The following is a 19,414-nucleotide window of genomic DNA, read 5'->3' on the forward strand; positions in this document are numbered from 1 at the left end:
GGAGTCCGGGTCCGGCAAGTCCGTCACCGCGCAGGCGATCATGGGCATCCTCGACATGCCGCCGGGGCGGATCGCGGGCGGCGAGATCCTCTTCCAGGGCAAGGACCTGCTGAAGCTGAAGGAGGAGGAACGGCGGAAGGTCCGCGGCGCCGAGATGGCGATGATCTTCCAGGACGCGCTGTCGTCCCTCAATCCCGTGCTGAGCGTGGGCGATCAGCTCGGTGAGATGTTCGTGGTCCACCGGGGCATGTCGAAGAAGGACGCGCGGGCCAAGGCGGTCGAGCTGATGGACCGGGTGCGCATCCCGGCGGCGAAGGAACGCGTCAAGCAGTACCCGCACCAGTTCTCCGGCGGCATGCGCCAGCGCATCATGATCGCGATGGCGCTGGCCCTGGAACCGGCCCTGATCATCGCCGACGAACCGACCACCGCCCTCGACGTCACCGTCCAGGCCCAGGTCATGGACCTGCTCGCGGAGTTGCAGCGCGAGTACAACATGGGCCTGATCCTCATCACCCACGACCTCGGCGTGGTCGCCGACGTCGCCGACCGCATCGCGGTCATGTACGCGGGCCGCATCGTCGAACAGGCCCCCGTCCACGACATCTACAAGGCCCCGGCGCATCCTTACACGCGCGGCCTGCTGGACTCCATCCCCCGCCTGGACCAGAAGGGCCAGGAGCTGTACGCGATCCAGGGACTGCCCCCGAACCTGATGAACATCCCTCCCGGGTGCGCCTTCAACCCCCGCTGCCCGATGGCCCAGGACGTGTGCAGGACGGACGAACCCCCGCTGTACGAGGTGTCGGCCGACCGCACCAGCGCCTGTCACTTCTGGAGGGAGTGCCTCAATGGCTGAGCCGATCATTGAAGTGACCGGACTGGTCAAGCACTACCCGCTCACCCAGGGCATCCTGTTCAAGAAGCAGGTCGGCGCGGTCAAGGCGGTCGACGGCGTCGACTTCACCCTCAACAAGGGCGAAACCCTTGGGATCGTGGGGGAGTCCGGCTGCGGCAAGTCCACCGTCGCCAAGATGCTGGTCAACCTCGAACAGCCCACGGCCGGTTCGATCAAGTACAAGGGCGAGGACACCACCAAACTGTCCGGCCGCGCCCTCAAATCCGTGCGCCGCAACATCCAGATGGTGTTCCAGGACCCCTACACCAGCCTCAACCCCAGACGTCGTACCGCAGGGATCACGACCCGTCACCACAGCCCGGACATCACCGATTCAACCTGAGTAGAGAGTTGGTTGGGTTACAGGCGACCCGCTGTTTTGAGCGCGAGGTAGGCGTCCGCCAGTGTCGGTGCCAGATCGTCAGGTGTCGCGTCGACGACAGTGACCCCGTGCCTGCGGAGTTGTTCCGCGGTGCGATGGCGTTCGCTCTGTGCCTGGGCGGCGGCTGCGGCTTCGTAGACCGCGTCGGTGTTTCCGCGTGATCCCGCCATGCGGGAGACGTGGGGGTCGGCCACCGATGCCAGGAGGACCGTGTGGCGCTGAGTGAGTTGGGAGAGTACGGGGAGCAGGCCCTGTTCGACCGGGGCGGCGTCGAGGGTGGTCAGCAGCACGATCAGGGAGCGGCGGGGGGCCGTCCTGAGGGTGGTTGCCGTAAGACCGCGTGCGTCTGTCTCGACCAGTTCCGGTTCCAGTGCGGCCATCGCGTTGACCAGCGACGGGAGGACGTCGTTCGCGGCGCGGCCCTGGACCAGGGCGCGTACGCGACGGTCGTAGGCCAGGAGGTCGACGCGGTCGCCGGCGCGGGAGGCGAGTGCTGCCAGGAGCAGGGCCGCGTCCATGGAGGCGTCGAAGCGTGGGGCGTCGCCCACGCGGCCTGCCGAGGTGCGGCCGGTGTCGAGGACCAGGAGGATGTGGCGGTCGCGTTCGGGACGCCAGGTGCGTACGGCGACCGCGGACTGCCGGGCTGTGGCGCGCCAGTCGATGGAGCGGGTGTCGTCGCCGGGGACGTACTCGCGCAGGCTGTCGAACTCCGTGCCCTCGCCTCGGGTGAGCACGCTGGTGCGGCCGTCGAGTTCGCGGAGGCGGGCGAGCTTGGACGGGAGGTGCTTGCGGCTGGTGAAGGGGGGCAGGACGCGTACCGTCCAGGGGACTTTGTGGGTGCCCTGGCGGGAGAAGAGGCCGAGGGGGCCGTAGGAGCGGATCGTCACGCGGTCCGCCTGGCGGTCGCCTCGGCGGGTGGGGCGCAGCCGGGTAATGACGCGGCGGCGTTCGCCCGGGGGGACGGTGAGGCGGTGGCGGGAGGCCTCCACCTCCGTGCCGGCGAGCCAGCTGCTGGGGGGCCAGGCGTCGCGCAGGTGGGCGCGGAGGGGGCGGCCTGAGGGGTTGCTGACCGTGAGGGTCACGTCGGCCGTTTCGCCCTGGCGGACGGAGGTGTCGCCGGAGCGGGTCAGGCCTAGGCGTCGTACGGGTGCCGCGAGGGCGAAGTCGCAGGCGCAGGCCAGTGCCAGGGGGCCGTTCACGGCGAGGAGGCCCGTCCAGCCGGGGTCCCAGATGCCGACGGGGAGCGAGCCCAGGGCCGCGAGGAGTGCGGTGCGTCCGGTGAGTGCCATCAGCGCGGGACGGGGACGTGGGCGAGGATCGCGTGGATGACGGAGTCGGCGGTCACGCCCTCCATCTCGGCCTCCGGGCGCAGTTGTACGCGGTGGCGGAGGGTGGGGAGGGCGAGGGCCTTCACGTCGTCGGGGATGACGTAGTCGCGGCCGGTGAGCCAGGCCCACGCGCGTGAGGTCGCGAGGAGGGCGGTGGCGCCGCGGGGGGACACGCCGAGGGTGAGGGACGGGGACTCCCGGGTGGCTCGGCAGATGTCGACCACGTAGGCCGTGATCTCCGGGGAGATCGTCGTCTTGGCGACTGCTGCGCGTGCTGCTTCCAGTTCCGCCGGGCCCGCTACCGGGCGTACGCCGGCCGCTTGCAGGTCACGGGGGTTGAAGCCTTCGGCGTGGCGGGTGAGGACGTCGATCTCGTCCTGGCGGGAGGGGAGGGGGATGGTGAGTTTGAGGAGGAAGCGGTCCAGCTGGGCTTCGGGGAGGGGGTACGTGCCCTCGTACTCGACGGGGTTCTGCGTCGCGGCGACCAGGAACGGGTCGGGGAGCGGGCGGGGGGTGCCGTCGACCGTCACCTGGCGTTCCTCCATGGCTTCGAGCAGGGACGACTGGGTCTTGGGAGGGGTGCGGTTGATTTCGTCCGCGAGGAGGAGGTTGGTGAAGACCGGGCCGGGCTGGAAGGAGAACTCGGCGGTGCGGGTGTCGTAGACGAGGGAGCCCGTCACGTCGCTCGGCATGAGGTCGGGAGTGAACTGGACGCGCTTGGTGTCGAGTTCGAGTGCGGATGCGAGGGCGCGGACGAGCAACGTTTTGGCGACTCCGGGAACTCCTTCCAGTAGTACGTGTCCGCGGCAGAGGAGGGCGACGACGAGGCCGGTCACGGCGGGGTCCTGGCCGACCACGGCTTTGGCGATCTCGGCGCGCAGGGCTTCCAGGGAGGCCCGGGCGGCGCTCGGGTCCCCGGGGTACCCGGCGTTGTCAGTGGTCGGGGCCATCATGGACGGCGTACCTCTCTTTCGAGGGCGTCGAGTTGGTCGGCGAGCAGGACGAGGGCGGCGTCGTCGCTGGGCGGCGGGCCGAAGAGCAGGGTGTGCAGGGACTGGCCGTCGCCGCGGAGGTGGGCGGACAGGGCGGGGAGCAGGGCTTCGGGCGCGTGTGCCTGGGTGACGGGGACGCCTACGAGGGGGGCGAGGCGGGTGCGGGTGGTGGAGCGAAGAGCGGTGGCCGCGCGTTCGCGGGCGTTGGCCTTGCGGTAGAGGCGGGCGCGGCCTTCGACGGTCTCGGAGGCGCGGATCGCCACGGGGAGTTTTTCGGGCACGAGGGGGCCCAGTCGGCGTGCCCGCCAGAGGGCGGCCAGGGCTGCGGCGACGAAGAGCTGCAGGGTGCCCCATTTCCAGCCCGGGGGGAGCAGGTCGAAGAAGCTGCGTTCGTCGTCGCCGGTGGCCGACGTGTCGGAGAGCGAGGGGAGGTACCAGACCAGATGGGGGCGGGAGCCGAGGAGTTGGAGGGCGAGGGAGGCGTTGCCCTGCTCGTCGAGACGGTCGTTGTAGAGGATGTCGGGCGCGCCGAGGACGACGGTGTCGCCGTCGCCGGTCGCCGGGATGCGCAGCAAGGTGGCCAGGCGCTCGCTGGGGTAGCAGGCGTCGGCTTCGAGGTGAATGGTGCTGTAGCGGATGCCGCCGGTGTCGGCGGCGCCGGCGCGCTGGGCGGCGGGCAGGGCGCAGTCCGGCGCGAGGGTCGAGTCGATGCTGGTGACGGGGTCGGCGGTCACGTCGGGGGCGAGTCGGCCGACGGACCAGCTGCCGGGGGCGACGAGTACGGTTCGGCCGCCGGAGGCGGCGGTCGCCGAGTGCAGCCGGGTCTGTTGACGGTGTGTGAGCAGGTCGGGGACCGCGACCAGGAGGGTGGTGTCCGGGCCGGCCGCGGCACGCGCCTCGTCCAACGTGGTGACCACGCGCGTGGACACCCCTCGCTCGGCAAGGAGTTCGGCGACGGCGCGGCTGCCGAGGCCGTCGACGGAGCGCGGGTCGAGGGTGCCGTGTCGGGCGTCGGAGCGGATCACGGCGATCGTGACGGCTGCGGCCACGAGCAGGACGGCGGCGAGTGCGATGCCTCGTGTACGGGTCCACACCTGGCGTGCGGTGGGCGTGACCGAGGTGGGCGGGAGCGTGGCCTCGGTGGTCATCCGGTGGCTCCCTGGCGGGTGTTGTGGGCCGCGCTGGGGGTGCTGCTCGTGAGCTGGGGCTTGGCGCGTTCGAGGTCGCGGTCGAGTTCGGTGAGGCGTCGGTACGACTGCTCGCTCGCCCTGCGGCCGCCGTATGTGACGTCGTCGAAGTCCCGTGCGGCGGCGTGCAGTCGGTCGGTGTGGGACGGCAGGGCGCGGCCCGCTTCCGCGGCGGCCTCGTCGGCGGTGCGGCCGGGGCGGATGTCGAGGAGGGCGCGTTCCTCCAGGGCGCGGACGATGGCCCGCATGCGTTCCTGGACGGCTTGGTTCCAGTGGCCCTGGGCGGCGTGCGCCTCGGCGGCCGCGCGGTGTTCGGCGGCGCTGCGGGGGCGGTCGTCGAACAGGGCGGCGGAGGAGGTGGGTTCGCGGCGTGGAGTGCCCAGGCGCCACCAGAGGGCGCCCAGGACTGCCAGCACGGCCAGGACGATGACGATCAGGCCGAGCGTTCCTCCGGGGGTGGCGGTCGCGGCTGTGCTGAAGAGCTCGTCGACCCACTTCCAGAAGGCGTTGAGGGCGCGCTGGAACCAGCCGGGGTCGTTCTCGTGGTACATGCGCTTGGACAGCTCGCGTCGAGCCGCCTCCCGCGCGGGATCACGCGGGATGGTCACCGGCGGCTCGTCGCCGGAGCGCGGCAGTGACCGCAGTGTGGTGTCGCCGGCGCGCAGCACCGCGTGCGGGAGCAGCGGTACCGAGGTGAGAACTCCCCCCGTCAGGCTCACCGCATCAGCCTCCGGCGGTGGTGCCGGGCGTGCCGGAGCCGTAGTCCTGGAGGCCGGCCGCGCGGGCCAGTTCGAGGTCGAGGGCCTCGCGGCGGATGCGCTGGTCGATGTAGAGGAGCACGGTGACGCCGGCCGTGATCGGGAAGGTGATCATGGCGCCGATCACCGAGCCGACCCCGCTGACGACGAGGAACGTCCAGCCGAGGTCGCCGCCGCTGTTGAGGAAGCCGGTGAAGCCGTCGCCGCTGAGGGCGGCGGCGAGGAAGGCGAAGGGGATGACGACGATCGACGCGACGACGTTGGCGATGATCGTGGCGAGCAGCTGGATGCCGAAGACGCGCCACCAGGAGCCGCGGACCAGCTTCGCGGACCGGCTCAGCGACTTGACGATGCCCTGCTTCTCCAGCATCAGTGCCGGCGAGGCGAGCGAGAAGCGGACCATCAGCCACAGGGCGACGACGCCGGCGCCGAGGCCGCCGAGGACGGCGAGGGCGGCTCCCCCGTCGCCCGATCCCGCGATGGCCACGAGGATGCCGGGCAGGGTGCCGGCCGTCACGACGCCGAAGGCGATGAGCACCAGCAGGAAGATCAGGCCGAACAGTCTGGCCACCTGCGGGCGGGCATCGCGCCAGGCCTCGCCGGTGGTCACCGACTTGCCGAGGACCGCGCGGCTGGTGACGGTCGTGAGCAGGGCGGTCGCGGCGATGGTGCCGATCAGCGAGATCAGGAAGACGACACCGGAGCTGAGCATGGCGTCGCCCATGGCGCGGGTGAGTTCGTCGAGGGTGGCGCTGGGGTCTTCGAGCGCCTCGGTGCTGGTGTCGTTGAAGACCAGGCCCTCAAGGAGGATGACGACGATCTGCGTGACGACCGCGACGGTCAGCGAGATGCCCAGGACCGTGCGCCAGTAGGTGCGCATGGTGGAGACCGCGCCGTCGAGGATCTCGCCGACGCCGAGCGGGCGGAGCGGGATCACACCGGGCTTGGCCGCGGGCGGCGGACCGCCCCAGCCGCTGCCCCAGCCGCCGCCGGGCCCGCCGTAGCCCCTGTAACCGCCGTATCCGCCCGGGCCGTTGGGGCCGGACGGGGGGTGGTTGCCCCAGCCCGGGCCGGGCGGTGGGGGCGGCGGGGTCTGGCCTGGGGCCGGTGGTCCGGTCGGGGCGGACCACTGCGCGGGGGGCGGCTGCTCCTTGGACCACTTCGAGCCCTGCGGGTCCTGGCCCGGCTGCTGCGAGGGGTCGGGGCGGTCGGCGGGCTCGGCGGGGCCGGACGCACCGGGCTCCTGCCCGTCGGACGGGGCAGATCCGGGCGAGGCCCAGCCCGGAGTGTCTTTCATCGTCGCTCCTTCACGGTGCCCGTCCGCGGTCGCGGCGGCAGGTTGGGAGCCATCGTGCCATGGGGTGGTCACGGGGGGACCGGCCGCGGTATCGGCTGCACACCTTCAATTGTCTGCCGGATACGGGGCAGACTGACCGCATGGCTGATCAGTACGCGCAATCCGGCGAGGACAACCGGCCGACCGAGATACCGGCGATCCGCTGGGACGAGCCACCCGAGGGGCCTGTGCTCGTCCTGCTGGACCAGACGAGGCTGCCCGCGGAGGAGGTCGAACTGGTCTGTACGGATGCGTCGGCGCTCGTGGAGGCGATCCGGTCGCTCGCCGTGCGCGGGGCGCCGCTGCTCGGGATCGCGGGCGCGTACGGGGTCGCGCTCGCCGCCGCGCGTGGCTTCGACGTGGACGAGGCCGCGATCGCGCTGGCTAGCGCCCGGCCGACCGCGGTGAACCTGGCGGTCGGTGTGCGCCGGGCACAGTCCGCGTACCGGGCCGAGCTCGCCAAGAGCGGTGACGCCGGGGAGGCCGCGGCGGCCGCGCTGGCCGCGGCGCGGCTGCTGCACCGGGAGGACGCCGAGGCCAGTGCGCGGATGGCGGAGCGTGGGCTGGCGCTGCTGGACGAGCTGCTGCCCGGAGGCGGGCACCGGATTCTCACGCACTGCAACACCGGCTCGCTGGTCTCCGGTGGTGAGGGGACGGCGTTCGCGGTGGCGCTCGCCGCGCACCGGGCCGGGCGGCTCAGGCGGCTGTGGGTGGACGAGACACGGCCGTTGCTGCAGGGCGCCCGGCTGACGGCGTACGAGGCGGCGCGCACCGGAATGGCGTACACGCTGCTCACCGACAACGCGGCGGGCTCGCTGTTCGCGGCGGGGGAGGTGGACGCGGTGTTGATCGGGGCGGACCGGATCGCTGCGGACGGGTCAGTGGCGAACAAGGTGGGGAGCTATCCGCTGGCGGTGCTGGCGCGGTACCACCATGTGCCGTTCATCGTGGTGGCGCCGGTGACGACGGTCGATCCGGACACGCCGGACGGGGCGTCCATCGAGGTGGAGCAGCGGGCCGGGTTCGAGGTCACCGAGGTCGCGGTGCCGCAGGCGCCGGTGACCGGGGCGGGTGGCGGGGTGCCGGTGGCGCCGTTGGGGACGCAGGCGTACAACCCGGCGTTCGATGTGACGCCGCCCGAGCTGGTGACCGCGATCGTCACGGAGGAGGGCACGGTGTCGCCCGTGACGGCGGAGGCGTTGGCGGAGGTGTGCGCGAGGTCGCGGCAGCTGACGATCGGCTGAGCGGGCCGGGGTCCGGGGCCGGGGTCCGGGCCTGTGGGCGGTGCTGACGGTTGTGTGGCGGGGCTGGGGCTTGAGCGGGTGGCTGGGCCTCACCCCGGTCGGATCGCCCGCCGTGCCTGGTCGCAGGCTGCGATGATCAAGGTGCCGGCCGCGGCGCGGGTGGGGTCGGCGGGGCGGCTTTTCATGCCGAGGGGGAGGCGCGTGACGGAGCGGGACTGGGACGACGACAGCGAGTACCGGCGGGCTGTGCGGCGGACCTGGGGCATGGTGGCACTGGCCTCGTGCTGCTCGCTGCTGGTGGTGGGGCTGGTCGTGCTCGCCGTCCTCGGTGCAGGGGTGTTCCTGTTTCTCGTGGAGGCTCTCGGCGCGTAGCCGTGCGGTCTCCTTGCAGCGTGGGCAGACAGTGACCGCCCGGTACGACTAAGGTCACTGGCCGGTGACGTACCTCACCACTGCCTTCGTCGCCGTTATGAGAATGGGATGCTCCCAGCCTGATCAACGGAAACGGCCCCTCTACCTGCGGCGATGAGCCGGGCGAGGGGCCGTGACATCCAAGCTCTACATCAAGCGGCGGTTTCCAGGCCCGCCGAAGCCTCCAGTTCGCGGATGCGCGCCGGTTGCCGAAGCAGCCGATCGAGCTGTCCCACGGCTTCGATCACGTCGGGGTCCAGAGCCTCAGCGTAGATGTCCAGGGTCGTCGAAATCCGGCTGTGCCGCAGCACCGCCTTCACGATCCTGGGGTGCACCCGGAGGTGGACCAGGAGCGTGCCGCACGACTTGCGAAGCCCCTTGGGGTTCATCTTGCCGAGCCCTTCCAGCCGGATGATCCTTTGGAGATCCAGGTAGAGCTGAGCCGGTGTGAGCGGTCGGCCGGTCCGGGTCACGAACACGTGCACCTCGGGGTCCTCGAACCAGGGGCGCCCGTTGCTCGCCGCACGCTCCCGCAGCATGGCTGTGCGCATGCGCGTCCAGCGCAGGGGAGCGATGCACTGGGCTGGTAGCGGCAAGGGCGCCTTGGACGTGTCGGTCTTGAGTTCGGCGTCGTCAATCGTGCCCGCGCTACTGCGCTGACGCTGCTGCTCGATCCAGATGATCCGGTTGTCGAAGTCGATGTTGTCCCAGCGCAGCCCGCACACCTCAGCCCGGCGCAGGCCCAGGAGACAGATCAGCAGGAACACCGGGTAGTACACGGTCAGGCGCCGAGCCGCCGACAGGAAGCGGAGCACCGTCACCGCGTCCCAGCTCTTGCCGCTGTCCGTGGCCGCGCGAACGTGCACGAGCTTGGCCACGTTGCGAGTCAGCCCGATGTCCTCGACCATCGCGGCCGTGAGCGCCGCGGAGAGGACCCGGAGAGCGCGCTTGGCTGTCTTGACCCCTTGGTCCTGTGCGAGCGTCTGCATGGCCCCTCGCAGCTCCTTGACGCCGAGCTTCAGCATGACCTTGGAGCCCAGACGCGGGCGGAGGTGATGCCGAACTGCCGTCTCGTACGCCCGGTAGCTGTTCCCGGCGAGGTTGGGCTTCACGATCACCTCAAGCCAGTAGTCGAACCACTGACCAAGCGTCATGTCCCGCGTAGGCGTCGGGATGCCTCCCTTGGCACGGTCGATCAGCTCCCGGCGCTTCCGGTCGCACTCCTCGAAGGTCGCGCCGTATGCGTACTTCCGCTTCGTGGTGCCGTCCGGCTGCGGGACGTACACGGCAGCCTGATAGCGACCGTCAGAGCGCTTCGTGACCGTGCCCGACCCGTTGGGGTTCCGCTTGCGGGGAGGCATCAGGCAGCCTCCTCAAGCCGGGCGCGGATGTACTCCTCAAGCGCGCTCTCGGGAATCCGGCGGCACCGCCCCTCCGTGAAGGAAGCGAGCCGCTTCGAGCGGATCAAGTCGTAGACCTTGCTCCGGCCGTACTTCAGCCGCGCCATGACCTCAGCCACGGTCAGCAGCTCCACATGAGCAGTTGTCATGCGGCGGCTCCTTCCTGGTCGAGGAGAGCGGGTAGTTCCTCGCGGGCAATCTCGCGGTTGTGCTCGATGTCCCGGCGGATGTTGGCGGCAAGCCAGGATTCGCCGGGGGTGTGGCCATGTCCGGCGTAGGTCCAGTGGGCGAGGGTGAGCGTGGTTGCCTCCGGGGTGTCGTCGGGGTCGGGTAGGCCGAGGGCGGCGCGTTGCTGTGCGGCGCGGTAGTCGGCGCGGACCTGGCGGAGGGCGCCGAGGGTGGTGGAGTAGCGGCGGGACTTGGTGGAGAAGTGGCCGCGGAAGCCGAGCATGTGGGCCCAGTCTCGGAGCTTGCGGTCCGGGTAGAGCGCGTGCAGGTCGAGGCAAGCCGCGATCAACCGGGCGGGATGGTCGGGCACGTCGAGCAGTACGAGGGCCTCTTTGTTGCCGATGCGGCGGTCGACGGTGCCGGTCGTCTCCGCGGCTTTGGTGGCGTACTTGGCGACGTAGGAGGCAACGGCCGCTTCCGTGATCTCTTCGCCGTGCCCGAAGGCGCCGATCGGCTGCACGTCGATCTGTGTGCCCCACCGCAACGTCCGGGCCGGTTGCGTGATCGCCGGTTGCTTGGGGTTCGGCTGATACCGGGCCGGGGGCACGTCAACCATGACGCGGGCCGCGGCGGCGTGGATCGCGTCGGTGAGGAGGCCGAGGGTTGCCCAGGGTGGGGGCGGGGAGTCGGGCCCGTCCGCGCCGTCGAAGCGGATCACGGCGTGGAAGTGCACGGCCCCGCGTTTCTGGTACTCGGCGACCTTGCCGAAGGCGACCCTCGACTGTTCCCGAGCGGCCTTCTGCGTGAGCCCGGCGCGTCGAGCAATCTCGCGGCGGAGGTAGATCGTGAAGTAGCGCCACAGGTCGGAGGCGTGGTTGTTCCACAGCACCGCGCCCGCGTAGTCGTACGTCTGGGGGTCGAGGGGGGTGCCGAGTTCGGGGGCGTCCTCGCCGTGGCGGAGGCCGCAGCGGCAGGGCCGTTGGCCGGGCCGGTTGTGGACCGGGCCGAAGCTCGGGGCGGTGAGGGTGGCGAACACCCGCGGGTGGTTGCGGACGGTGGGCGGGGTGCCCTTGGCGGGGTCGCCGACGAGTCCGGCGCGGATGAGGTGGTAGGTGTCTCCGGCGTAGGTCCAGGCGCAGGCCGGGCAACGGGAAGCTCGGCGGTTGCCGCACGCGATGCGGAGCATGCTGCCCGGCTCGTGCTCGGTCGTGTACGCGTGGAGCACGGTCTTCGTGGCCGGGTCGATGGTCTTGGTTCCGCCCATGAGGCGGATCGGGTCGGAGCAGCCGCCGGTGCGGCGGATCTGTTCTTGCCAGCGGTCGAAGCCGTCGGACGCGGCCACCTTCAGCACGTCGGCGAGGGTGGCCGCATCCAGGCCCGCCAGAGTGGCGGTGTCAGTCACCTGGTCACCTCCCGGCCCGGACGAGACCGGCAGGGGCCGCGGCGTGGCCGATGCCCTTGCAGGCGTGGCAGACGACGCGGAGCAGGACGCGGGAGCCGTCGGCGTGGCGGTCGCCGGTGGTGATGGCGACGACCGGGAAGCCGTCGCAGTTACGGCAGACCGGGCGTGTCGTGGCGTGGGCAGGCATGATGAGGCTCTCCCTTTCGGGTCCGTTGGATCAGGAAGGTGGGAAGCCGTCCGGGGCGGCGGAAGTTTGGCGACCGAGGCCGCCCCGGACGGGCATTACTTGCCGAGCGTGGGTGGTGCCTTCTTGCGCTTGGACGTGCGGTTGATCGAGTAGCTGATCCCGCAGGTGGCCGACAGGACCGAGACGATCGACGCGGCGACGATCTGCGCGACGAACGCGATGACCAGCAGCACCGCGATCGAGCCGGTGATGACCAGGAGCGTCAGCACAATCGGGCCGGTGTAGGAGCGCGGGGCCTGTTGCACGATGACGATCTGGCGTACGTCGGTGCCCGGCGGGAGCTGGCGGTACAGGTCGGCGGGGATGTGTCCGGCGCGGAGCTGTTCGTCGGGCAGACGCACGAGTCCTCTCCTTCCGGGTCAGGCGGTGCAGCGGTGGGTGCGGGCGGCGAGTTCGGCGGCCGAGCGGTCACCGTGTTCGGTGGAGAACCCGCACTTGGGTGCCGTGCAGGCTGCGGTGTGCTTGGTCTGACCGCGTCCGTTATGGAAGGTGCCGACGCGGACGGGGCCGATGCGGATCACGTCGTAGAAGCGGTTGGGGCGCATGGGTGGAACCTCCTTGTCGATCAGGCGAGTTGGGCGGCGATCGCTCCGGCGAGGTCTTCCGGGATGCCGAGGCGGGCGCGCAGGGTGGCGGTGTCGATGTCCGTGCCGGTGCGGGTGCGGTGGTCGGCGGCGACCTTCCGGGCGTGGTCGACCAGGGCCGGAGGCACGACCGGGGAGGGCGCTTCAGGCAGTGCGGGCGCGGGCTCGGCCGCGGTGACAGGATCGGGGACCGGCTCACGGTCAACCTCGGGTTCGGGGGCCGGGGCTGCGGGCGCCGGCACAACCGGCACCCGGTCCCCGGCCGCAGTCGGCGAGTGGGCGAGCAGGGTGCCGCCGAGGAAGGCCAGCGCGGGCCACCCGGCGACGCCGAATCGCAACCAGGCGGGCGGATGCGCCAGGTCGAGGAAGCCTGCGGTGGCGACGTTGGCGCCGAGCGAGGCGACCAGGGCGATCAGGAACCAGCACCAGGCCAGCCGGGACCTGCCACCGTTGCGGAGCCGTCGCCAGGCGGCGACCAGAAGCAGATCAACCGAGACGGGGTAGGCCCACGCCTTCCATCCGGTCTGTCCGGCCGCGGCGGCAAGGTCGTGCAGGTGGGCGAAGGACAGCGCACCGGCAATCACAGCCTGAACCAGGACAGCGTCCAGACGGAGCTTGCGGGTCATGTCCTCACCTCCTTCAGGGAGTTGGGCCGGGCCGGGCGGGGAGCGGTGTCCGGCCGCCCGGCCCCGGCGGTTCAGTCGTCGGCGGGGATCTCGCCGGAGCCCAGGCAGTTCAGGCAGATGCCGGTCTGCTGCCCGGCGACCCGCTGCCTGCGGCCGACGCGGACGGTGCGGGAGACCTCACCGCTGCCCTTGCACACCGGGCACTTGGCGGGCTCCGGGGCGGCGGGCTTCCGGCGGGCGGTCGCCTTCTTCGCGGTCGCCACCGTCACCACCCCTCACCGGGGTACTGGGGGCCATCGGCGGGGTCGTAGCCGGGCGGGAACAGGCCCGGCGGCGGCTCGGGCAACGACGCGGCCAGAGACGGGCCGATGGCGGCAACGAAGGCGTTGTCTGCCCCGGCGGTCTGGGAGTACGCGGCCAGGTCGAGGAGCAGCCCGAGGGTGCGGGCGAAGTCGTCGCAGTGCGCGCACATCGCGGGCACCCCTACTTCGGGTAGCGGCGGGGGTAGCCGGACCCCTGCGGGGGCCGGTCGCCGCTGTGCTCGGCGTGCAGACCACCGCGGATGACGTCGGAGAAGTCGTCGGTGCCCTGCTTACGCTCGTACTCCCGGATGTCGCGGCCGAACTTGGACAGGCGGGAGAGGTTGTCGGCGAAGTTCTCGCGGCTAGTGCTCATCGGTGCCTCCTGATCTCGGACATGGCTCGGGTAGGGACCTGGCGCGAAGGCGGTCGCGTCGACCGGGAAGAACAGGGATCTACTTGCTTGCGGGCTCGGCGTCGGCGAGGGGCCGGGCGGGCTCGTACTGCGAGGCCGGGCGGAACGGAGCCAGGAACGCCAACTCCGGGGTGAGGTGGGCGAATTCGCGGCAGACGGCCGTCGCCTCTTCGGGGCTGATCTCGGGGGTGCGGATGCGGGACCAGTAGCCCGAGGCGTCACCAGCCACCGCCACACCCGGGCGGTCGGCGCGGATGCCCGTCACGGCGACCACCGCGTCCGGGGCGATGTCGCCAAGGCCCATCTCGGCGGTCTGCTTGTCGTTGACGCGGTGGCAGACACGGCCGGTGAGCTGGGCCCGCAGGGCGGTTGCGCCGCGGCCGAGGTCGGAGCCGAAGCGCTGCCCGCACACTTCCAGGTAGATGCCGACCGCGCGGGCCATCTGGCCGAGCCGCACGAGCTGCATGACGGTGTGATCGCGGGCCGGTTCGTCCTTCTTGGACATCACCAAGAACAGTTCCGCCACCTCGTCAATCAGCACGACCAGCGGCACCGGCCGCACCTCATCCGGCAACTCCCACAAGTTCGAGACGCCGTAGAGGGCGAGGAGATCGAAACGCTCCTCCATCTCCGCGACCAGCGCATCAGCCAGACGCCCGGCGGACTCGCGGTCGGTGGCCAGCGCCGACAGCCGGGGCGCGTAACGGGACTGCTCCACCCCGCGCTTGCAGTCGATGCCGACCAGGCCCACCGGCAGCTTGGCCAGGCCCTTGATCAGGTTGCGCTGATACATCGACTTGCCCGACCCGTTGGCGCCCAACGTCAGCGCCATGGGCATCTTGCGGTAGTCCCGCTCGAAGACCGTGCCGTCCTCGCGCAGCGCCACCGGCACGACCAGGCCGCGAGGCTGGGCCTTGCGCGGCATCCGCACCCGGCGCAGCACGTCATAACCCGTCATCCGCAGCTCGACATACCCCGGCTTGGACGACACCACGGTCACCGAGTGCACACCCCACGCATGGCGCAGACGCTCGGAGGAAGCGGCGATGTCCGCGGGCTCCAGCCCGGCCGGAAGCCGCAGCGTGACCCGCAGGCCGGTCGAGGTCGGACGGACGCGGCGAACCTTGGGCGGCACCGGCATGACCTCACGGCGACCGACGTTGCGGGCGACGAACGCCCGCAGGCCGGAGGGCTGCACGGTCAGGCCGCACGCGTCCATGGTCGAGGCGTAGGTGACGGTGAACCGGCCCCACGTAACCGGCAGACCCACCAGCGCCCAATAGGTGCGCGGCAGACGGTACTTGGCGTAGCCGACGCCACCGGCACCGGCCGCTAAGCCGCCGACCTCCACCCACGTCTCTACGCTGGTCATGGTCAGGCCGCCAGCGGGGTGATCGCGACCGCGCGGAACGAAATCCCGTGCCGCTTCTGGCCGTTGAACTCGTTCTCCCAGTCACGCGCCTTCAATCCGGTGACGGCCACCGGCGTGCCCGGCGTCAGCCCCTCGGGGAAGCCGGTCTCCGGGATCGTGACGGAGTAGAGGTTGCCCTCCCCCTCGTCCGAGACCAGCAGGCCCACCGTCGACAACGGCGCCTCGGTCTTCGAGTCCACGGCCCGCTCACCGGTCCGCTTGTTGACCATCTTCGGTTCCGGCGCGGTCGCCACGAACACCACCGCGGTCGAAAGGTCGATCTTGAAGGACGGCATTATGGAGTCTCCCTTTTGGGAAGAGCCCTGGGCTGCGTTGTGATCTTGGCGGATGGCACGCAGTCCGGGGCTGCTTGTTTCTTCCGACACGATCGAAGCTACTCGCAGAAAAACTGCGAGTCAACAGAAAAACTGCGACTAGTAGTAGTTCTTCGACTCTGCGAGACTGGGTGCGACGACAAGGAGGAAGAAATGAACCACTTCGGGCTTTTTGTTCGGTTCACCTTGCGCGAAGGTGCGGGCGAGGCGTTCGACGCGCTGATGGAGGAGACGACCGCAGGCATCCGTGCACATGAGCCGGGCACGCTGGTCTATGCGTGCCACAAGGTCGAGGGCGCGCCCGATGAGCGGATCTTCTTCGAGATCTACGCCGACCACGCCGCGTTCGAGGAACACGAGCGCCAGCCGCACACGCGGCACTTCCTGGCGGAGCGCACCAAGTATGTCGAGAAGACCGAGGTAGACCGCCTTGAGCCGTACACCGGCAAGTACCCGACCGAGGCCGAGAAGTGACGAGCGCCGACGTCAAGACCTTCGGCCAGAGAGTCAAGGAGCTGCGACGCGAGGCGGGCATGTCGCAGAGCGACCTTGCCGCCGCTATGGGGCGCTCGGAGAGTTGGGTGTCGCAGGTTGAACGAGGCGTGCAGCCCGTCGAGCGGCTGTCAGTGCTTCAGGCCCTTGCCGACGCGCTCAAGGTGTCTGTACGAGAGGTGCGCCCCGAGGCCGCTCCTGAGGAGGAGGCCGAGCCTGAAGGGCAGTCGGCTAGCAACGACCTCGACGGGCTGCGGGTAGCCCTCACCGGGCACCCGGCACTCAGCAGCTTGTTCGATCAGCCGACAGCCGACCCCGTCCCGTCGCTTGCCGAGTTCCAGCGGAGCGTAGACGAAGCGTGGACACTGACTCACGCATCGAGCTATGCAGCACTAAGCGATCACCTTGCCCGGCTGCTGCCGAGCATCGAGGCCGCCGTACGTCACGCACCAGCCGGTGACCGTGCGGAACTCCATGCTCTCCGCGCCAAGGCCTATCAGGCAGCAGCCTCAAGCTTCACGCGGCAGGACCAGGCGGATGCGGCTTGGGTCGCAGCGGACCGAGCACTACAGGCGGCCGAACTCGCCGGGAAGCCGCTGGAAGTGGTCGCAAGCCTCTTCCGCATGTCGCATGCGTTCATGCGGCAGCAGCACATGGAACAGGCCGAGCAAGCCGCGAGTTCGGCGGTTGCCGTCTTGGACCCGAGGGCAGCGGCCCCGGCATGCCCTCCGGAAGAACTGTCGCTCGTAGGCGCCATGAATCTTGTTCTGGCAGTGATCAACGCACGCGAAGGCAACCGAGCGCGCACCCATGAACACATCGATCGGGCGCGCGAGATCGCGGCGCGACTGGGCGAGGACCGGAACGACTTTGACACGGAGTTCGGTCCGACGAACGTCGAGATCCATGCCATGAGCACAGCGGTTGAGTTGGGAGACGCGGGCCTTGCTCTGGAGGTAGCCCAGCGGGTTGACGCGTCGGGGCTTTCGCCTGAGCGGCAGGCACGTTTCCTGCTAGACGTGGCGCGAGCACACGCGCAGCGGCGACACGTCGGTGAGGCCACAGCCGCACTGCTGGAGGCCGAGGCTCTGACGCCTGAGCAAATCCACGATCACCACTTGGCCCGCGAGGTCATCCGTGACCTGATCCAGCTCTCAGGCTCTCGTGTCCCGGAGCCCCTGCGTGAATTGGCCGAACGGAGCGCAGTCGGCTAGTTGATGTTGTTACAGGTTTCTCTACCTCATCAAGCCCCGCCGTTCCGGCGGGGAGGGGCGATCCCTGGGACCACGGCCCGCATGATCCAACGAAGCCCAAGCCGTCGCGCACCTTGGAATAACAGGACTCGACAGCTCACGCCGGGAGCCTCAGACCTCCCACGCTTCACGAACCCCCAGGGCTTGTAGCCTCCATCCCCGGCGATCACTGGCCTACGGCGTCGTGGTCCTTTGGTCGGGGGGCTCTTGCCTTCGGCATCCGGTCGCGCTGGCCCTACCGGCTTCCGGTCGTCGCTGCGTAGATCACACCCCACCGGCCCGCACTGCGGGCCGCCGCGGGCTCGGGGCTCGGGGCTTCGCTCCTGCCTTCGGCCCGCGCCGCCCCGGCCCCGGCCCCGCGGCCCCATAGTTGCCACGGGGTGATCACGCTTCACGCTCTGATCCCGCCTATGGGCCGATGCACCGGACCGATCCTGATTCCCCTCCCCGGACCACATCACCAGGCCCGATCCTGGGGGAAGACGGCATGGCCCACAGGCCCGCACGCCAGGTGCGGCCACGGACCCAACAGACGCTTTGTGCTCCACAAGCAGGTGCGCGACGGCTTGGGCTTCGTTGGATCATGCGGGCCGTGGTCGGGGGGATCGTGGGGGCTGGGGTGATCGACTCCGCGACTTTAGCCAGCCACTTTGGGGGGAGCCTCGAAGATCATGGCCCCAACGTCGTGCTTTAACGGGCAGGTCCACAGACTGCCCGACGCGCCGGAAGCTTACGGGGCCATGATCACTCCCCCCAAAGCAGCTCCCGGCCAAAGTCACTCCGTCGATCACGTGAGTCGGCTTGCCGAGCAGCAGGCTCAGGAAGTGCCTGAGCAGATAACGTTTGCGGGAATCGACCGTGGTCGAACGCATCGGCGGTATAGAACCAGGTCATGGAACCAACCGCCATCGGTGCCGCAGCCGCGCGGAGCATAGGCAAGATCGGTTCAGCAGCGATCAGCCGCTACAAACCGGTCGGCGTTGCCCGCGTTGGTAGCCCGGAAGATCGAGCACAGGCATACAAGCGGATGTTGGATGCCGCCGCGCACCATCGTCTCGCTCAGTCCTACGTCGAGGTCGTGAAGGTCACGAAGGACGACAAGCACCCGCTCTTCATGGAGGCGGTGCGCGACCTCCTGGCCTCAGGAGCTGAGCTGGCGTCTGCCATCTTGGGCGTGCAACTCTGCGCTCCTGCATATGTCATTGATGCAGCTCAGAAGGTCGCTGACACCGTCCAGGGCTCAGGACCTGATGGCGTGGAGCCCTATAAGGACGCGCAGGTCGCCTTCCTGAACGCTGCTCGGTACGACCTTGACTACAACCCCAAGCGTTGGCAGCTCTGGAAGCAACGGAAGACCCGCAAGTTCACCACGCAGCCGAGAGCGCTTGAGAGGGCGTCGGAGGGGTGAGAGCTCCGGCTGACCGGTGCCGACGAGCTGACATCCTCGCTGACATCAACGCTGGCGGCCGTGGGCAGACAGTGACGGCCCGGTACGACTAAGGTCACAGGCCAGTGAGCCTGCTCACCTGTACCTTCGCCACCGTTATGAGAATGGGATGATGTCGTTTATGAAGGGACGAGTCCTTGTCGTCGACGACGACACCGCACTGGCCGAGATGCTCGGCATTGTGCTGCGTGGTGAAGGTTTTGAGCCGTCTTTCGTAGCCGACGGCGACAAGGCGCTGGCCGCGTTCCGGGAGAGCAAACCCGATCTGGTGCTGCTGGACCTGATGCTGCCCGGACGGGACGGCATCGAGGTGTGCCGGCTGATCAGGGCCGAGTCGGGCGTGCCGATCGTGATGCTGACGGCCAAGAGCGACACCGTGGATGTGGTGGTCGGGCTGGAGTCCGGCGCCGACGACTACATCGTGAAGCCGTTCAAGCCGAAGGAGCTGGTCGCGCGGATCCGGGCGCGGCTGCGGAGGTCCGAGGAACCCGCTCCCGAGCAGCTCGCCATCGGTGACCTGGTCATCGATGTGGCCGGGCACTCCGTGAAGCGGGACGGGCAGTCGATCGCGCTGACGCCGCTGGAGTTCGACCTGCTGGTCGCGCTCGCGCGCAAGCCGTGGCAGGTGTTCACGCGTGAGGTGCTGCTGGAGCAGGTGTGGGGTTACCGGCACGCGGCCGACACCCGGCTCGTGAATGTTCACGTGCAGCGGCTGCGTTCCAAGGTCGAGAAGGACCCTGAGCGGCCCGAGATCGTGGTGACCGTCCGTGGTGTGGGATACAAGGCAGGACCCAGCTGA

Annotated in this window: 24 protein-coding genes and 1 pseudogene; 8 read left to right on the forward strand and 17 right to left on the reverse strand. The window is 69.9% G+C overall.

The window, feature by feature from the left end:
• On the forward strand, positions 1 to 859 hold an 859-nt coding region (locus tag DI272_RS29615), incomplete at its 5' end, for an ABC transporter ATP-binding protein (protein WP_109498264.1).
• Positions 852 to 1,199 (forward strand): annotated as a pseudogene (locus tag DI272_RS29620) (ATP-binding cassette domain-containing protein); the annotation flags it as partial. The gene DI272_RS29615 and the pseudogene DI272_RS29620, both read left to right, overlap by 8 nt.
• 59 nt (positions 1,200 to 1,258) lie before the next feature.
• On the opposite strand, the gene DI272_RS29625 reads toward DI272_RS29620, so the two are convergent.
• Genes DI272_RS29625 through DI272_RS29645 form a run of 5 tightly spaced genes read right to left on the reverse strand, consistent with a single transcriptional unit; the run spans position 1,259 to position 6,842 of the window.
• Complete coding sequence (locus DI272_RS29625) at positions 1,259 to 2,569, reverse strand: DUF58 domain-containing protein (protein WP_109498265.1); 1,311 nt, start codon at positions 2,567 to 2,569, stop codon at positions 1,259 to 1,261.
• On the reverse strand, positions 2,569 to 3,558 hold the full coding sequence (locus DI272_RS29630) for an AAA family ATPase (protein WP_375138122.1): 990 nt from the start codon (positions 3,556 to 3,558) through the stop codon (positions 2,569 to 2,571). Before DI272_RS29630 ends, DI272_RS29625 begins: the two co-directional genes overlap by 1 nt.
• A complete protein-coding gene (locus DI272_RS29635; RefSeq protein WP_109498267.1) occupies positions 3,558 to 4,748 on the reverse strand; it encodes a DUF4350 domain-containing protein in 1,191 nt (396 codons plus the stop codon). The genes DI272_RS29630 and DI272_RS29635 overlap by 1 nt, the downstream gene beginning before the upstream one ends.
• Complete coding sequence (locus DI272_RS29640; protein WP_109498268.1) at positions 4,745 to 5,506, reverse strand: DUF4129 domain-containing protein; 762 nt, start codon at positions 5,504 to 5,506, stop codon at positions 4,745 to 4,747. The genes DI272_RS29635 and DI272_RS29640 overlap by 4 nt, the downstream gene beginning before the upstream one ends.
• 4 nt (positions 5,507 to 5,510) lie before the next feature.
• The gene (locus DI272_RS29645; protein WP_109498269.1) at positions 5,511 to 6,842 is read right to left on the reverse strand and encodes a hypothetical protein; all 1,332 of its coding nucleotides are present in this window, start codon (positions 6,840 to 6,842) and stop codon (positions 5,511 to 5,513) included.
• 140 nt (positions 6,843 to 6,982) lie between these two features.
• On the opposite strand from DI272_RS29645, the gene mtnA reads away from it, so the two are divergent.
• Both mtnA and DI272_RS44660 read left to right on the forward strand, forming a co-directional pair.
• Positions 6,983 to 8,125, forward strand: coding sequence for an S-methyl-5-thioribose-1-phosphate isomerase (gene mtnA / locus DI272_RS29650; protein ID WP_109498270.1), 1,143 nt, complete (start codon positions 6,983 to 6,985; stop codon positions 8,123 to 8,125).
• 201 nt (positions 8,126 to 8,326) lie between these two features.
• A complete protein-coding gene (locus DI272_RS44660) occupies positions 8,327 to 8,497 on the forward strand; it encodes a hypothetical protein (RefSeq protein WP_181387351.1) in 171 nt (56 codons plus the stop codon).
• A gap of 191 nt (positions 8,498 to 8,688) precedes the next feature.
• On the opposite strand, the gene DI272_RS29660 is transcribed toward DI272_RS44660, so the two are convergent.
• The 12 genes from DI272_RS29660 to DI272_RS29715 form a co-directional block, all read right to left on the reverse strand.
• On the reverse strand, positions 8,689 to 9,897 hold the full coding sequence (locus tag DI272_RS29660) for a site-specific integrase (RefSeq protein WP_109498272.1): 1,209 nt from the start codon (positions 9,895 to 9,897) through the stop codon (positions 8,689 to 8,691).
• The gene (locus DI272_RS29665) at positions 9,897 to 10,085 is read right to left on the reverse strand and encodes a helix-turn-helix domain-containing protein (protein ID WP_109498273.1); all 189 of its coding nucleotides are present in this window, start codon (positions 10,083 to 10,085) and stop codon (positions 9,897 to 9,899) included. The genes DI272_RS29660 and DI272_RS29665 overlap by 1 nt, the downstream gene beginning before the upstream one ends.
• Entirely contained in the window at positions 10,082 to 11,506 is a 1,425-nt protein-coding gene (gene repSA, locus DI272_RS29670) for a replication initiator protein RepSA (RefSeq protein ID WP_109498274.1), read from the reverse strand. The genes DI272_RS29665 and repSA overlap by 4 nt, the downstream gene beginning before the upstream one ends.
• A 4-nt stretch (positions 11,507 to 11,510) precedes the next feature.
• Positions 11,511 to 11,693, reverse strand: coding sequence for a hypothetical protein (locus DI272_RS29675; protein WP_109498275.1), 183 nt, complete (start codon positions 11,691 to 11,693; stop codon positions 11,511 to 11,513).
• Positions 11,694 to 11,788: 95 nt separating this feature from the next.
• Positions 11,789 to 12,094 carry a hypothetical protein gene (locus tag DI272_RS29680; RefSeq protein ID WP_109498276.1) on the reverse strand — a complete coding sequence of 102 codons (306 nt, stop codon included), beginning with the start codon at positions 12,092 to 12,094 and terminating at the stop codon, positions 11,789 to 11,791.
• Positions 12,095 to 12,112: 18 nt separating this feature from the next.
• A complete protein-coding gene (locus tag DI272_RS29685) occupies positions 12,113 to 12,298 on the reverse strand; it encodes a mobile element transfer protein (protein WP_109498277.1) in 186 nt (61 codons plus the stop codon).
• A 20-nt stretch (positions 12,299 to 12,318) separates the two neighbouring features.
• Complete coding sequence (locus DI272_RS29690; RefSeq protein ID WP_109498278.1) at positions 12,319 to 12,963, reverse strand: DUF2637 domain-containing protein; 645 nt, start codon at positions 12,961 to 12,963, stop codon at positions 12,319 to 12,321.
• 71 nt (positions 12,964 to 13,034) lie between these two features.
• Entirely contained in the window at positions 13,035 to 13,226 is a 192-nt protein-coding gene (locus DI272_RS29695) for a hypothetical protein (RefSeq protein WP_109501104.1), read from the reverse strand.
• A gap of 2 nt (positions 13,227 to 13,228) precedes the next feature.
• Entirely contained in the window at positions 13,229 to 13,435 is a 207-nt protein-coding gene (locus DI272_RS29700) for a hypothetical protein (protein ID WP_109501105.1), read from the reverse strand.
• A gap of 11 nt (positions 13,436 to 13,446) precedes the next feature.
• Positions 13,447 to 13,638 carry a hypothetical protein gene (locus DI272_RS29705; protein ID WP_109498279.1) on the reverse strand — a complete coding sequence of 64 codons (192 nt, stop codon included), beginning with the start codon at positions 13,636 to 13,638 and terminating at the stop codon, positions 13,447 to 13,449.
• Between the two features lie 79 nt (positions 13,639 to 13,717).
• A complete protein-coding gene (locus DI272_RS29710) occupies positions 13,718 to 15,049 on the reverse strand; it encodes an FtsK/SpoIIIE domain-containing protein (RefSeq protein WP_109498280.1) in 1,332 nt (443 codons plus the stop codon).
• 2 nt (positions 15,050 to 15,051) lie between these two features.
• Entirely contained in the window at positions 15,052 to 15,384 is a 333-nt protein-coding gene (locus DI272_RS29715) for a hypothetical protein (protein WP_109498281.1), read from the reverse strand.
• A gap of 192 nt (positions 15,385 to 15,576) precedes the next feature.
• On the opposite strand from DI272_RS29715, the gene DI272_RS29720 reads away from it, so the two are divergent.
• From DI272_RS29720 to mtrA, 4 genes are all read left to right on the forward strand, one after another.
• On the forward strand, positions 15,577 to 15,897 hold the full coding sequence (locus tag DI272_RS29720; RefSeq protein ID WP_109498282.1) for a putative quinol monooxygenase: 321 nt from the start codon (positions 15,577 to 15,579) through the stop codon (positions 15,895 to 15,897).
• Complete coding sequence (locus tag DI272_RS29725; RefSeq protein ID WP_109498283.1) at positions 15,894 to 17,129, forward strand: helix-turn-helix domain-containing protein; 1,236 nt, start codon at positions 15,894 to 15,896, stop codon at positions 17,127 to 17,129. Before DI272_RS29720 ends, DI272_RS29725 begins: the two co-directional genes overlap by 4 nt.
• A gap of 931 nt (positions 17,130 to 18,060) precedes the next feature.
• The gene (locus DI272_RS29730) at positions 18,061 to 18,576 is read left to right on the forward strand and encodes a hypothetical protein (protein WP_146238399.1); all 516 of its coding nucleotides are present in this window, start codon (positions 18,061 to 18,063) and stop codon (positions 18,574 to 18,576) included.
• 148 nt (positions 18,577 to 18,724) lie between these two features.
• Positions 18,725 to 19,414, forward strand: a complete 690-nt coding sequence (gene mtrA / locus DI272_RS29735; protein ID WP_187284748.1) for a two-component system response regulator MtrA — start codon at positions 18,725 to 18,727, stop codon at positions 19,412 to 19,414.

It is taken from the genome of Streptomyces sp. Act143, from assembly GCF_003143935.1.
Classification (GTDB): domain Bacteria; phylum Actinomycetota; class Actinomycetes; order Streptomycetales; family Streptomycetaceae; genus Streptomyces.